The 14,006-nt window shown below is 59.8% G+C and carries 14 protein-coding genes; 10 read left to right on the forward strand and 4 right to left on the reverse strand.

Features of this window, described 5'->3' with window-relative positions:
• Window positions 1-167: 167 nt before the first annotated feature.
• A complete protein-coding gene (locus ACZ51H_RS00095; RefSeq protein ID WP_464802076.1) occupies window positions 168-869 on the forward strand; it encodes a hypothetical protein in 702 nt (233 codons plus the stop codon).
• A gap of 642 nt (window positions 870-1,511) precedes the next feature.
• Here ACZ51H_RS00095 and ACZ51H_RS00100 read toward each other — a convergent pair.
• Both ACZ51H_RS00100 and ACZ51H_RS00105 read right to left on the reverse strand, forming a co-directional pair.
• Entirely contained in the window at window positions 1,512-3,314 is a 1,803-nt protein-coding gene (locus tag ACZ51H_RS00100; protein ID WP_464802077.1) for an acyl-CoA dehydrogenase C-terminal domain-containing protein, read from the reverse strand.
• Window positions 3,315-3,349: 35 nt separating this feature from the next.
• Entirely contained in the window at window positions 3,350-3,760 is a 411-nt protein-coding gene (locus ACZ51H_RS00105; RefSeq protein ID WP_449471002.1) for a MerR family transcriptional regulator, read from the reverse strand.
• 97 nt (window positions 3,761-3,857) lie between these two features.
• On the opposite strand from ACZ51H_RS00105, the gene ACZ51H_RS00110 reads away from it, so the two are divergent.
• The 9 genes from ACZ51H_RS00110 to ACZ51H_RS00150 all read left to right on the forward strand — a co-directional run bounded on the left by ACZ51H_RS00110 (window position 3,858) and on the right by ACZ51H_RS00150 (window position 12,253).
• Complete coding sequence (locus tag ACZ51H_RS00110; protein WP_464802078.1) at window positions 3,858-4,268, forward strand: hypothetical protein; 411 nt, start codon at window positions 3,858-3,860, stop codon at window positions 4,266-4,268.
• 53 nt (window positions 4,269-4,321) lie between these two features.
• Complete coding sequence (locus ACZ51H_RS00115; protein ID WP_464802079.1) at window positions 4,322-6,370, forward strand: TonB-dependent receptor family protein; 2,049 nt, start codon at window positions 4,322-4,324, stop codon at window positions 6,368-6,370.
• 65 nt (window positions 6,371-6,435) lie between these two features.
• Window positions 6,436-8,055: an NAD(P)/FAD-dependent oxidoreductase gene (locus ACZ51H_RS00120; protein WP_464802080.1), complete on the forward strand. Its 1,620-nt coding sequence runs from the start codon at window positions 6,436-6,438 to the stop codon at window positions 8,053-8,055.
• Window positions 8,056-8,335: 280 nt separating this feature from the next.
• On the forward strand, window positions 8,336-8,830 hold the full coding sequence (locus tag ACZ51H_RS00125; protein WP_449471009.1) for an energy transducer TonB family protein: 495 nt from the start codon (window positions 8,336-8,338) through the stop codon (window positions 8,828-8,830).
• A 54-nt stretch (window positions 8,831-8,884) separates the two neighbouring features.
• On the forward strand, window positions 8,885-9,202 hold the full coding sequence (locus ACZ51H_RS00130; protein ID WP_449471011.1) for a DUF6894 family protein: 318 nt from the start codon (window positions 8,885-8,887) through the stop codon (window positions 9,200-9,202).
• Window positions 9,174-9,890: a Crp/Fnr family transcriptional regulator gene (locus tag ACZ51H_RS00135; protein ID WP_460987366.1), complete on the forward strand. Its 717-nt coding sequence runs from the start codon at window positions 9,174-9,176 to the stop codon at window positions 9,888-9,890. The genes ACZ51H_RS00130 and ACZ51H_RS00135 overlap by 29 nt, the downstream gene beginning before the upstream one ends.
• Before the next feature lie 125 nt (window positions 9,891-10,015).
• A complete protein-coding gene (locus tag ACZ51H_RS00140) occupies window positions 10,016-11,587 on the forward strand; it encodes a GAF domain-containing sensor histidine kinase (RefSeq protein ID WP_464802081.1) in 1,572 nt (523 codons plus the stop codon).
• Window positions 11,588-11,612: 25 nt separating this feature from the next.
• Entirely contained in the window at window positions 11,613-11,981 is a 369-nt protein-coding gene (locus tag ACZ51H_RS00145) for a response regulator (protein ID WP_449471016.1), read from the forward strand.
• Window positions 11,982-11,998: 17 nt separating this feature from the next.
• The gene (locus ACZ51H_RS00150) at window positions 11,999-12,253 is read left to right on the forward strand and encodes an Hpt domain-containing protein (RefSeq protein ID WP_464802082.1); all 255 of its coding nucleotides are present in this window, start codon (window positions 11,999-12,001) and stop codon (window positions 12,251-12,253) included.
• A gap of 131 nt (window positions 12,254-12,384) precedes the next feature.
• Here ACZ51H_RS00150 and rplL read toward each other — a convergent pair whose 3' ends face one another.
• Window positions 12,385-12,759 (reverse strand): 50S ribosomal protein L7/L12, encoded by a 375-nt coding sequence (gene rplL, locus ACZ51H_RS00155; RefSeq protein ID WP_449471019.1) that lies wholly within the window; start codon window positions 12,757-12,759, stop codon window positions 12,385-12,387.
• A gap of 81 nt (window positions 12,760-12,840) precedes the next feature.
• Entirely contained in the window at window positions 12,841-13,356 is a 516-nt protein-coding gene (gene rplJ, locus ACZ51H_RS00160; protein WP_449471020.1) for a 50S ribosomal protein L10, read from the reverse strand.
• Window positions 13,357-14,006: the final 650 nt, after the last annotated feature.

Here is a 14,006-nt window from a genome sequence, read left to right on the forward strand (position 1 = left end):
CTCGTTTCGCTCACCGGTGAACGTTCGTTTCGTGGTCCGGCGATTAACGACCAGTTGTGGACGAGAAATTAATTGAGCCTATTTCCGGATAGCGGACATCGCGCCTCCGCGATATGGGCGGTCAGATGCTACACTGACACTGAAATTTTCGCCGTAGGATATCCGGGATGATTGTTCGCTACTTGGCTTTATTGATAGCTCTCTTGGTTCCCCCCAGCGCCTTGAATGCTCAACACCCGATGATCTTGGCGAAGCTTAATGAATGGAACGACGCCGCGCCTGTCCCCGGCAGCGAGATTTTTAAGAATGAGATCCGGCGAAAAGCAGGAGAAATCTACGGCGAGAGCGCAGCTTGCGATAATTCAGACATTGTGATCGATGCGATCGAACCTGCAACTGCTGATCGATATCCTTTCAACGCCATCCTGAGAAGAACGTTGAGGAATGCTTGGTTTGTGACCGCGCGATTGTCGGGCTGTGATCTAGCACCTGCCCGCTACATGATCATGCAGAACACTGACAACAGCTTACAGATAACTCGCGTGAATCGCGGAGTGTCTTATGCATGGGACTCGCTGATAGGCGATACGCTCCCGCTGGCCCAACTTGCCGCTATCGCTGCTCTCAAGCGAGCGGGTGTTATGTGCAGTTCCAATGAAAAGCCGACTTTGGGAGTCACCCGAATTGCGTCTAAGGAGCCGAACCTCGGTAATAGTGTCTTCGGAATTCGCTATTCAGGCAGTTGGACTGAAGTGTGGCCGATAGAAGCCTGCAAGCGAACCGTTGAAGTCTCGATCAAATTCACGGCTGATGGAGATGGTGGGGCGTACAACTACATTTCCGGCGATAAAACGCGGGTTCTGCCTTAGCGAAACGGCTTGACGGACTGTCTCGCCGGTTCAGACGAGGGAAATCGGTTCTCTTTTGCAATCCTGATGTCGGCTATTCGAGTTTAAAAGTCAAAAGCAGTTAGTCCGCAATCCACCCATCGGCGTTGTTGGGTATCCTTGTTACCAAACACGCGATGGATCGCTTCCCAAAATAATGCCGTGCCCATCACACCGGCTGCGGAGAGCCGTTGACCATCGACAAGTAACCACCCTGCCAATGCAACTGTGAAAACCCAAAGTGCGATAACCCACGGCTTCGTCATAGTTCGGGCTTACAGGGAACTGCGTCCGCTTACCGCCTTACAGCGCTCAATGGCAGACTGTCCTCTTTCCACCCATTTCCCGTCATCCCAGCGTAAGCTGGGATCTCATGAGGCTAAGCTGTGCCCTGTCGTGAGAGATGCCAGCTTGCGCTGGCATGACGGAAGGGTATCCGCTCACGACCCAATCAGAAATGCCCTTCCGCACATGAAAAGGGCTAGCGGATGGAACCAGCTATCAGCTGCAAAGCAAGGCGAATGTCACGCAAGCCCACCCCCGGTCCCTCCTGCCTGCGGGAGGGGTGGTGGCCGCAACCCAGCCATTCCGTCTCCCCGCCTGTGAAAAATGAGAGTGCCTCGTTCAGGCCGCCAAAAACATATCCGGATCGATCGACATCAGGCTTTCCGCGCCACCCTCGATCTTCCGCCGCAGCGCGCCCGCATCCGGCATCACCCGCTCAGCAAAAAAGCGCGCCGTGACCAGCTTCGCCTCCAGATAGCGCGCATCGTCTTCGCCCGCTTCCAGCAGCGCAGCAGCTGCCTTCGCCATGCGCAGCCACATAAGGCCGGTCGAAACGATGCCCAGGATGTGCATGTAATGGACCGCGCCAGCCCCGGCATTGTTAGGATTCTGCATCGCATTCTGCATCAGCCACATGGTCGCCGCGCCCAGCTGCCCGCTTGCCTTCTCCAGCGCCTCGGCTACGCCAGCCAGCTTCTCATTGCCCTTCGCCTGCCCGACCTCGTCAGCCACCAGCTTCAGGAAAGCCTGCAAAGCCCGGCCGCCATTCATCGGCAGCTTGCGGCCAACCAGGTCCATCGCCTGCACGCCGTTGGTGCCTTCGTAGATTTGGGCAATACGGGCGTCGCGTACATATTGCTCTGCGCCATTTTCCCAGATGTAGCCATGACCGCCGAACACCTGCTGGCACATGACCGCAACGTCGAAGCCCTTGTCGGTGCCATAGCCTTTCAGCACCGGGGTCAGCAGCTGGACGAGATCGTCGGCAGCCTGCCGTTCCTCCTCCGTCGCGGCGTGCTGCGCCAGATCGACCTGCATAGCGCCCCACAACATCAGCGCGCGCAGCCCCTCGGTCAGCGCCTTCGCCTCCATCAGCATGCGCCGCACATCGGGGTGGACGAACAGCGTATCGGCTTTTTCGTCTTTGTCTTGTGGGCCGGTCAGTGCGCGGCCTTGCCGCCGGTCGCGCGCATAATGGACCGCGTTCTGGAACGCGATTTCCGCTTGGCCGAGGCCCTGCATGCCTACCCACATGCGCGCGGCGTTCATCATGATGAACATGGCGGCGAGGCCCTTATTCTCCTCGCCCACGATCCATCCCTTGGCGCCGTCATAATTCATGACGCAGGTGGCGTTGCCGTGAATGCCCATCTTATGTTCGAGCGATCCGCATGACACGGCGTTGCGCTCACCCAACGACCCATCGTCATTCACCAACAGCTTGGGCACGACGAAGAGGGAGATGCCTTTGCTGCCCTCGGGCGCGTCCGGAGTCTTGGCGAGCACCAGGTGGATGATATTCTCGGTAAGGTCCTGCTCGCCGGAAGAAATGAAGATCTTCGTGCCGGTGATCAAATAGCTGCCGTCACCCTGCCTCACCGCCTTGGTCTTGATGAGGCCAAGGTCCGTGCCCGCATGGGGCTCGGTCAGGTTCATCGTGCCCGTCCATTTGCCAGACACCATGTTGGGGAGATATTTCTGCTTCTGCTCTTCGCTGCCCTTGGCGAGCAGAGCGGACACGGCCCCGCTGGTCAGGCCATGATACATTTCGAAGCTGTGATTGGCCGACAGCACATATTCGCCAACAGCAGACGCGACAATATTGGGCAGGCCTTGTCCGCCATATTCGACCGGCGCGTGCAGCGTGGTCCATCCACCTTCCACATAGGTGTCGAATGCCTGCTTGAAGCCCGGCGGCGTCGTGACGCTGCCATCCGGGTTTCGAACGCAGCCTTCCTTGTCGCCGACGGCATTCAGCGGAAAGAGTACTTCCTCAGCAATCTTCGCGCCCTCTGTGAGGATGGCATCCACCAGATCCGGCGTCGCGCTCTCAAAGCCGGGCAGATTGGTGTAGCGATCGAGGCCCACCACATGGTCGAGTATGAAGCGCGTTTCGCGAATCGGGGCGGAATAGCTGGGCATCAATCTTCTCCGGTTATCTTTTTAGTCGCGAATGTTCAGGGCTTGTCGAGAGCTGCGACAAAGCCCGAAAGTTCCGCGATGGCGGCATCTATGTCGCTTTTCTGGCGGGTGAGCAGTTCGATGCGAGCCTTGCATTTGGCGACTGTGACGCGCCGCTGCTCCTCATGTTCCTCATCCGCATCGTAAAGGTCGATCATTTCGCGAATCTCGGCGAGGCTGAAGCCGACCCTTTTGCCACGCAGGATCCAGGCAAGCCGAGCGCGGTCACGGCGCGAATAAATGCGGGCGAGGCCATGACGTTCCGGTGCGATCAGCCCTTCATCCTCATAGAAACGCAGGGCGCGGGCCGTGACGCCAAACTCCTCCGACAGGTCGGTGATGGTGTAGCTTTGCCGTTCTTTGTTGTCGGGCAATTCGATGCCCGCGATGCCGCTGCGCTGATCCATGGCGTCTTAGCTAGGAAAGCTTTACGTTAACGTCAAGCGCGATCTGCGGCAATTTGCCCTGATGACAGTCGGGCCTTGGGAGGTTAAGCGGCGCCTGATGACGGGGGCAATCAGACAATCGGAAGTCGCGCGGGGCTTGCTGGCCGCGTTGGCGCTGCTTGTCCTGGCTATTCAGTTGATCACGCCCGCCGGTTTCATGCCGGTTCGTACGGAGCGAGGCGTGATGGTGACCCTCTGTACGGGGCAGGGCGCGGTGAGCGTCCTGATCTATCGCGATCAAGCGCCGGGGAAAGAACATCATTCGCGGGATGACGGCGTCCCGGTTCAGCAACATTGCTCCTTTGCCGCCTCGGTACAGCCGGTGGTTCCTCCGCTGATTTTGGCCGATCTGCCGTTGCCAGCGTGGCAGACTGTTTTCGGGCCTATCGCATTCGCGCTCAAGACGGGGCTGATCGCCCGCCTTGCCGCACCGCCCCCGCCATCATCCGGCCCTCCGCTGTCCTCCTGAAGCTGTCGTTTATGCTGCGCTCAGCGCGGCACGATTTTCTTGAGGATGAATTCATGTCTACATTTACCGCTTTGCGCAGCGTGTCGCTGTGCGCTCTTGCCTGTTCGCTGCTTTCCACCCCAGCTTTCGCTGATGAAGCTGGTGACCAGGGCCGTATCATCGTAACCGCCAGTCCTACGGTAGAAGATGCCGTTACCCATATAAGCCGGACGGCGGGCGGCGCCGATGTCGTTGCTGCCAAGGATTTCGAAGACAAGTTGGCCGTATCGCTGCGCGACGCGCTGGCCTTCTCCGCAGGTGTCTACACGCAACCGCGCTTTGGCCAGGAGGTGCGCATTTCGATACGCGGTTCCGGACTGTCGCGGAGCTTCCATATGCGGGGCCTGACGCTGTTGCAGGATGGCATCCCGATCAACATGGCCGACGACAACGGAGATTTTCAGGAACTGGATCCGCAGGTGTTCCAGCATCTGGAGGTCTATCGCGGCGGCAATGCGCTGCGACTTGGCGGATCGACTTTGGGTGGCGCCATAAATGCGGTGACACCCACCGGACGGACGATGCCGGGCGCGGAATTGCGCATAGATGGCGGCTCGTTCGATACGCTGCGTGCGAAGGCGGCCTATGGTTATGCCGATGCTCGTGGTGACGCTTGGGCATCCATTACCGCCGACAGGTCCGATGGGGACCGCGCTCACGGAGAGAGACGCGCTTTGCGTTTCAACGGCAATGTTGGGATCAAGTTGAACGATCGGGTGGAAACCCGTTTCTATGTCAGCGCCCAAACGATCCGGCAGAAGCTGTCGGGAGCGCTGACCGAAGCGGATGCGCTGAATGACCCGGCCAAGGGCAACTTTGCAGGTGATCAGGCGCGCAACATCGATTCCATCCGGTTTCAAAACCGTACCACGGTTGAACTGGACGGCGGTCAATTGGCCTTCGGCGCCTATTTCAATGCGAAGGCTCTAAACCATCCCATTTATCAGGTGGTCGATCAGAAATCAGAGGATCGTGGACTGTTCGCCAGCCTTGACCTTTCGGGAGAGGTGCGGGGGCTTCCGGTCGAACTAACGCTGGGAACGCAGGCACGTTTTGGCCATGGTGATTTCCGGCAGTTTGTTAATATCGACGGCAAAGCGGGCGCTCTCACGTCCATGCAAAAGGCGCGGGCGCAGACGATCAACAGCTATGTAGAGGCCAGGATCGCTCCGGTTCAGGGCTTATGGCTGATCGCAGGTGGCATCTATACGCATGGTGAGCGGCGGCTGGACAATCGCCTCGTGCCTTCACGCAGCGGCGAGGCGAAATTCGATAGCTTCGCGCCTAAAGTCGGGCTTCTGTATGCACCCTCTCAGGCGGTGCAGGTCTACGCAAATTACAGCCGGTCTGTGGAGTTGCCTGGCTTCATCGAACTGGGCCAGATTGCCGCTGGACCAAGTGGGCCACTACCCGGTTTCACGCCACTCGATGCGCAGCGGGCCTGGACGGCGGAAATCGGCACGCGCGGCAGCGCGGGTCCAGCCCGTTGGGACATAAGCCTCTATCGCGCGGACCTGCAAGGCGAGTTGCTGCAATATAATGTCCAGCCGGGCATCATCCCGGCGGCAACATTCAACGCGGGCCGGACACGGCACCAAGGCGTCGAGGCCGCGCTGGACCTGACCCTCGCGCCGTGGGCGACGTTGCGGCAGGTCTACCAGTATAGCGACTTCCGTTTCCGGAATGACGCGCAATTCGGCGACAACCGCCTCCCCGTCGTGCCACGTCATTTCTACCGGGCGGAAGTTAAGCTGGGAACCGATCGCGCCAGCATCGCTCCGGCTGTGGAATGGGTGCCGCAGGGTGCCTGGGCTGATTATAGCAATAGCAAGCGGATTGATGGCTACGCGACGTTCAACATCGGGGCGCAGGCGCAGTTGACGAAGGGCGTCAGCCTGTTCGTCGATGCACGCAATCTGACGGGTAAGCGAGCGATAGGCGATATCGGAGCGCTCGTAACCTACAAACCGGACGATCCATCGATCCCTGGGAACCAGGCCAGTGCGGCCTTCTATCCCATCGAACGTCGGGCGGTTTACGCGGGCCTGCGCGCGCGTCTCTGAAAAGGCACGGGCCTATCCTCATGAGGGGGTGGAGCGGGGCGGTAAATGCGGCTAGAGGCGGCGCCATGTTGCGTCTCTCCGGCCTCAAGCTGCCCCTCGACCACCCGGCCGATGCGATGCCTGCCGCCATTTGCGAGCGGCTGGGAATTGAGGCATCGGACCTCGTCCGTCACGTCATCGTGCGCCGGGGCAATGATGCCCGGCGGAAGAGTGCAATCCAACTGGTTTATACTGTCGATGTCGAGCTGGTGGACGAGGCCGCGGTGCTTGAACGGCTTGGGGATGACCACGACGTGCGCCGTCGCCCGGACACCGACTACCGCTTCGTCACGCATGCGCCACAGGGCTGGTCGGGGAAACGCCCGGTCGTGGTGGGCGCAGGCCCATGTGGACTTTTCGCGGGACTGATCCTCGCGCAGATGGGCTTCCGGCCCATAATCCTCGACCGTGGCAAGGTTGTGCGGGAGAGGACCAAGGATACCTGGGGTCTTTGGCGGCGAGCCGAACTGAATCCCAACAGCAATGTCCAGTTCGGGGAAGGTGGCGCGGGCACCTTTTCGGATGGCAAGCTCTATTGCCGCGTGAAGGACCCGCGATTCTTGGGCCGCAAGGTGCTGGAGGAATTTGTCGCGGCGGGCGCGCCTGAAGACATATTGACCGAAGCGCATCCCCATATCGGGACGTTTCGCCTCGTCAGCATGGTCGAAAGCCTGCGCCGCCAGATCGAGCAACTGGGTGGCGAATATCGCTGGCAGCACAAGGTCGATGAACTGGAAATGGAGCGGCAAGGCGACGGAACGCAGCGCCTGCGCGGACTGCATCTTTCCGACGGCAGCTTTATAGAGGCCGACCATGTTGTGCTTGCCGTCGGACACAGCGCCCGCCCCACTTTCGAAATGTTGCACCGGCGCGGCGTTCATATCGAAGCCAAGCCCTTTTCAATAGGAGTGCGGATCGAACATCCACAAAGCTGGATCGATCGAGCCCGCTACGGCAATTGCGCGGGTCACCCGGTACTTGGAGCGGCGGCCTACAGCCTTGCGCATCATTGCGAGAATGGCCGCACCGTTTACAGCTTCTGCATGTGTCCCGGCGGGCGCGTGGTCGCTGCCACGTCTGAAGAAGGACGTGTCGTCACCAACGGCATGAGCCAATATAGCCGTGCGGAATTCAACGCCAATTCAGGCCTGGTGGTTGGCATAGAGCCGGAGCGGGATTTTCCGGGAGGGCCTTTGGCGGGCATCGACCTTCAGCGGCATTGGGAAAGCCAGGCCTTTGTCGCAGGCGGCTCTTCCTACTGGGCTCCAGGCCAAAAGGTCGGCGATTTCATGGCGCGGCGTCCCTCAGAAGCGCTCGGGGAGGTCGTCCCTTCCTACAAGCCGGGCGTCACCATGACCGATCTGTCCCTTTGCCTGCCTGACTTTGCAATCGACGCCTTTCGCGAGGCGCTGCCCGCATTTGGCCGACAGATTGCCAATTATGATCACCCTGATGCGGTCATGACCGGTGTCGAAACCCGAACCTCATCCCCCATCCGCATCACACGAGGCAAGGATTTTCAGAGCCTGAATGTGGCCGGACTTTACCCCGCTGGCGAAGGCGCGGGCTATGCAGGCGGCATATTGTCGGCGGCCATTGATGGCATCAAGGTTGGGGAAGCCGTCGGCTTGGCGATTTCCGCCTGAGTCGTGCGGCGTTGCCGTAAGGTAAATCCATCAAAATCCAATGAGGGTAGCGGCTTAACGCTGTCTTTTGCCAAGCTAAAACAAGTTAAGCGGGTAAATTACTTTCGATCGATAAATTAAGCTCCGATGAAATAATTCTTATGCCCATGACTTCGTTGGCGATAATTTGTTACCCGGTCAGGCGGCTTTGCAATATATAAGCAGCCGCTGCTCTCGGCTGGTCCGACGCTGCCGCAGCGGCCTTTCAGTAAAAATTGCTAGAGAAACAGAGGAGGCCTCTATGTATGCCAAGCCTGTGATGGCGGCGCTTTGCGTCTGCTTGGCTGTGCCGATGGTGGCAGATGCCAGGCAGGGATCTGGGCAACTGACGGTGGTAGCACCCGATAAAAGCGCAATAAGCTATGAAAAGTGGACGGATCGGACAGCATCAAGATTGTCGCGGAGCATCCGTCAGGCAACTTCCCTTTATCGTGATGGAGCATCGATCGGATATTCCCGCGTGCAGTTCCGTCTGGGAGAACAAGGGCGGCCGGAGAATATTTCTCTGGCGGGCTCTTCGGCATCCCGCAGTGTCGATCGCATATCGATGCGCGCTATCCGATCGATGGGATCGCTTTACCCCTTACCGCAGGAGGTGCGCCCTGGGTCGAAGTTCGAGGCATGGGTGATTGTGGCGAATGATGCGACGGACAGGGACAACATGCTGAGCAGTTTGCGCGCTCAACACTTTGCGCAGGCGGCGGCCGATCGGCCGATCCTCCTCGCGGCGCGTTAAATAGCAGAAAAGTCGGCTCCAAGCGCGCGGCATGAAGTGTGCGTCTTGAGCTGCGTGAAACTTACCGTCAAAGGCGGCGTTCCCCATGCCATGCGCCGCCTTCATTTCGATCTTCACAATGGCACCGGCTTTACCCGCGATGACGAGGGGCGGGAGTTGGCCGAAGAGGCTGATGCCCGCGCTCTTGCCATAAGCAGCATACGCTCGATCCTGAGCGAGGAAGTGCTGATGGGCGTCGTCGATCTGACGGGCTGGATCGACATAAGGAGTGATTCTGGCGTACAGATGGGACGAGTGTCCTTCAGCGAGGCTGTGTGTCTCCGGCTCGCCCCAGGAGACCGCGATGGTAGAGGCTCATCTCGCCAAACTTAGATTCCGTCACCCGTTATCTCCGGAAGAGGAAGAGGCCATCCGGGCGATCACGCCGCCGGGCCGTCATGTGCCTCGCAACAGCATTATCGTGCATGAGGGCGAACCTCTTGAGGCCAGCACATTGCTGCTCGAAGGGGTGATGTGCCGCTTCAAGGATTTGGCGGATGGCAAGCGGCAGATCACGCAAATCCACCTAGCGGGCGACTTTGTCGACATTCATGGCTTCACGCTGAAACGGCTCGAGCATGATGTCATGACGCTGACGGATTGCGTCGTGACCCTGGTGCCCCATGAGCAAATCCGCCAGTTGATCGAGCAGTGGCCGCGTATCGGCCGTCTGTACTGGTTCAGCACAAACCTGGATGCGTGCATGAGCCGCGAATGGGAATTGTCGCTCGGTCAGCGTTCGGCGGCGGGCCGGATGGCGGCTCTTTTTTGCGAACTATATGTCCGTCTACAGGTGATCGATCAGGCGAGCGACCGGTTCTATATCGGGATGAGCCAATCTCAGCTCGCCGACAGCCTTGGTATGACTTCGGTCCATGTAAACCGCACGCTCAGATTGCTCCGCGACCGGGGGCTTTTGAAATATCAGCGGGGCGAAGCGCAGATCCTTGATCTTGAGGGTTTGAAGGCCCTCGCGGAGTTCGACGCGCGCTATCTCTACCTCGATCCTGATCCGCTTTGACATTGCTTCTCAAGGAAGGTGTTGATTTCGTTGCAGTTAAGGTGTCGATTGGTGCCGTGATCATAAGCGGGACTTGAGGACCGATGCCAACGATGCAGGAGCGGCAGCCCAAGGATGCCCAAGGCATGAAGCCTCCCATTCCGGGGGACGAGGCCGATCGGTTGCGAGCGCTGGAACATTACCGGCTTGGCGGCATCGGTCGGGAACGCCCGTTCGACCATATAACCCAGTTCGCAGCTGACCTGTTCGATGTGCCCATGTCGCTGGTGTCGATCGTGGGATCAGACACGCAATGTTTTCGCGGCGCGTGCGGGATAGATGAAACCCATACCTCGCGGGATGTCGCCTTTTGCGCCTTCGCGATCCTGCAACCGGAGGTCATGGTGGTGCCGGATGCGACGAAGGATCCGAGGTTTAGCGGCAACCCATTGGTCACAGGGCCGCCGCACGTCCGCTTCTACGCCGGTGCGCCCTTGCGGGTGGCCAGTGGCCAGCCGCTTGGGACCTTGTGCATCGTCGATTACAAGCCGCGTGATTTCAGCGAGGCACATCGGCAGCGGCTCGCCCAGCTGGCACGGACGGTGATCGACCTCATCGAATTGCGGGTCGAAGGATTTGCGGCTGACGAACATCGGCGCAAGCTTGATGACGAACGCCAGTTGCTGAAGCTAACAGTGGAAAACGTCAGTGGCGGCGTCGCGGTGGTGGATCGGGACCTGCGGCTGATGCTGTGGAACCAAGCCTTTGTCGATCTGTTCGATTATGATCCCGATAGCGTGACGGGCGGAAGGGACGCACGTGAGCTTATCCGCCTGACCGCACAGCGCGGCGAACTGGGCCCCGGTGACCCGGATCAGATCGTCGCGGGCTTCGTCGATTCTATCCGCACCAGCGACAGTCGTCGGTTGGAGATTCAGCGCCGGAACGGTCGCATCCTCGATATCCGCCGGGAATCGATCCGTGGGGGGCGGTTCATCATGACGGCGCGGGATGTGACGCAGGAACGGCAGATCAGCCGCCTGAAGGACGAACTGGTATCGACCGTCAGTCATGAATTGCGGACGCCGTTGACCGCTATCTCCGGTGCATTGGGACTAATGGCGGGTGGCGCCGCTGGCGAATTGCCTGACAGGGCCAAACAACTGGTCGCGATCGGCAGCAAGAATGCGGAGCGGCTGATCCATCTGGTCAATGACCTGCTGGACATGGACAAACTTCAGTCGGGGAAGCTGGTCTTCCATTTCGACGGGCGGGAATTGGGCTTGCTGCTGATCGAGGCGATCGAGCAGATTGAGCCATATGCCGAGCGCTTCAGTGTTAAGCTTGAATTCGACCGCCCGGCCGAAGCGGTCGTTGCGAAGGTTGATGGCAATCGCCTGTGTCAGGTGATGACCAACCTACTGTCCAACGCTTGCAAATTTTCGCCCTCGGGTGGGACGGTGCGTGTTTCCCTTGAGCGGGCGGGGGACGTCGCCCGGATCAGCGTTGCTGACAAGGGGCCGGGGATTTCGCCGGAGTTTCGCGCGCGGCTGTTCAAGCGTTTTGAGCAGGAGGACGGTGCGCATCAGCACGGCCATGCGGGCACAGGTCTCGGCCTCGCAATCAGCAAAGGCATCGTAGAGGCGCATGGCGGAAGCATCGCGATGGATTCCGCGGCGGAAACAGGGGCGACGTTTATTGTCGAATTGCCACTGTGATGCCGAATTGACAGAAAGGCCCGAGTTGACCCGCATTCTTTATGTCGATGATGAGGCAGACCTGCGGGAGATCGCGGCCATGTCGCTTGAGCTGGACCCGGAGTTCGAGGTGCGAACGGCGGCCTCGGGTGCGGAAGCGTTGGAGCAGGCGAGACAGTGGCAGCCTGCTCTCATCCTGCTTGACGTGATGATGCCGGGCATGGATGGGCCTGCGACTTTGGCGGCGTTGCAGGTTGAGCCCGCCACCGCGACAATTCCCGTCGCATTCATCACGGCCAAAACTCATCCACGGCACGTGACGAACCTCAAGGCCCTCGGTGCGCGAACCGTGCTTGCCAAGCCGTTCGATCCGATGAGCCTCGCGGGGACCGTGCGGACATTGCTGGAGCCATGAGTGATGCGGAAGCGCAAATGCAGAAGTTGCGACAGCGCTTCCATGAGCGGGCCGCGTCCGATCGGAGCGCCATCATTTCGGCGCTTGAAGCAGGGGATCGCTCCCGCCTTTTGCATCTCGCCCATGGACTGGCGGGCGTGGCCGGGATTTTTGGCTATGCCGATATTGGCGGCCATGCGTCCGCGTTGGAGGAGGCTTTGGACGCGGGCGTTGGTGATGTGGCCGTAAAGGAGTTTGGGCAGGCGCTTATAGAAGCGCTGGGGCGCGTTTAGGGTCGACTGATCCAGACGTACTCAGGCAGGCTGCTCCGCTGTATCCGTATAGAAAAGGGCGGCATCCGAAGATACCGCCCTTGTTCCAGCTGAGCTGGATCGGTGCTCCGCGCGGGGCGGAGCAAAACCGATTACTTGAGCTCGACAGTCGCGCCGGCTTCTTCCAGCTGCTTCTTGATCTTCTCGGCTTCGTCCTTGCTGGCGCCTTCCTTGACAGCCTTGGGCGCGCCTTCGACGAGCGCCTTGGCTTCGGTCAGACCCAGGCCGGTGATGGCGCGGACTTCCTTGATGACGTTGATCTTCTTGCCACCGTCGCCGGTGAGGATCACGTCGAACTCGGTCTGCTCTTCAGCAGCCGGAGCAGCGGCGCCAGCAGCCGGACCGGCGACGGCGACGGCAGCAGCGGCCGAAACGCCCCACTTTTCTTCCAGAGCCTTCGACAGCTCAGCGGCTTCGAGGACGGTGAGGGCCGAGAGCTGATCGACCAGTGCGTTGATGTCTGCCATGTTACTATATTCCCTTCTGGGCGGGGCATGAGCCCCTCAATTGAAAGTTGATAACCTGTCTTGTCGGTAGGACCGCGGCGATTAGGCCGCGTTCTTTTCCGCATAGGCGTTGAAGACCCGCGCGAGCTGCGCAGCCGGTGCCTGGGTGACGGTCGCGAGCTTGGTCGCGGGTGCAACGAGCAGCCCAACGATCTTCGCACGCAGTTCATCCAGCGACGGCAACGATGCGAGCGCCTTGACGCCCTCTACATCGAGCAGCACTTCGCCCATTGCGCCACCAACGATCTCAAGCTTGTCGTTGGTCTTGGCGAATTCGACTGCAACCTTGGCGGCGGCAACCGGATCGGCCGAGGAGGCGAGGCCGACAGGACCGGTCAGCAGGCTGCTGAGCGCGGTATAGTCGGTGCCTTCAAAGGCGATTCTGGCGAGGCGGTTCTTCGTAACCTTGTAGGTGCCACCGGCTGCACGCATCTTCTGACGCAATTGGGTCGACTGTGCGACCGTCATGCCGAGGTTGCGGGTCACGACGACCACGCCAACATCTGCCAGATGTGCGTTCAGCGCGGAAACGACCTCAGCTTTCTGATTACGATCCATGCCATTCTCCACTTCATGTTCGCTGGCGAACCAGCAAACGACTAAAACCCGCGCGAACGCGGGGCACTTAAAGTCCGAAGGGGAGAGATCGACTGGCCCGTATCCCTTGAGGAGAACAGGCAGACCCGGACAGGACACAAGGTCCGGCCGGTAAAGAGCTTTTCCCCGTCTAGGCCGGAAATTAAGAAGGGCAAATTCCCTTCACCGACTGTCTCGGACGGAAGACCCCGAAGGGTCCGCTGCGGGGGCCTCTACAGAATTGGAGGTTTGCTGTCACGCGAAAGTTGAAAGTGACGTAGGGAATGGCGGAAAAGCGCCATTTTTGTCCCGAAGTTCACACCATATGCGCGCGCGTGCCCGGGCGCGCGTGGGCGTCATGGGAAGCGGTTCGACGTTTCAAAGAGGGCTGGGAGATAGGCAGGTTGGGGCTGTGTAGGACAGCGGGAATGGGAGGGTGTGGGGGAAATAGGATGGTTTTTGCGGGGGGTGTGATGTTGGGGATACAGGTGGGGATGGCTCGCGACTGATAGGAACATTCCCTCTCCCCTTCAGGGGAGAGGGTGCCGAGCGAAGCGATGGCGGGAGAGGGGCCATAAGGAGCTGCGGCTCGTCATTCCCCTCTCCCCGGCCCTCTCCCCTGAAGGGGAGAG

It is taken from the genome of Sphingobium sp. TomMM15 (assembly GCF_055397045.1).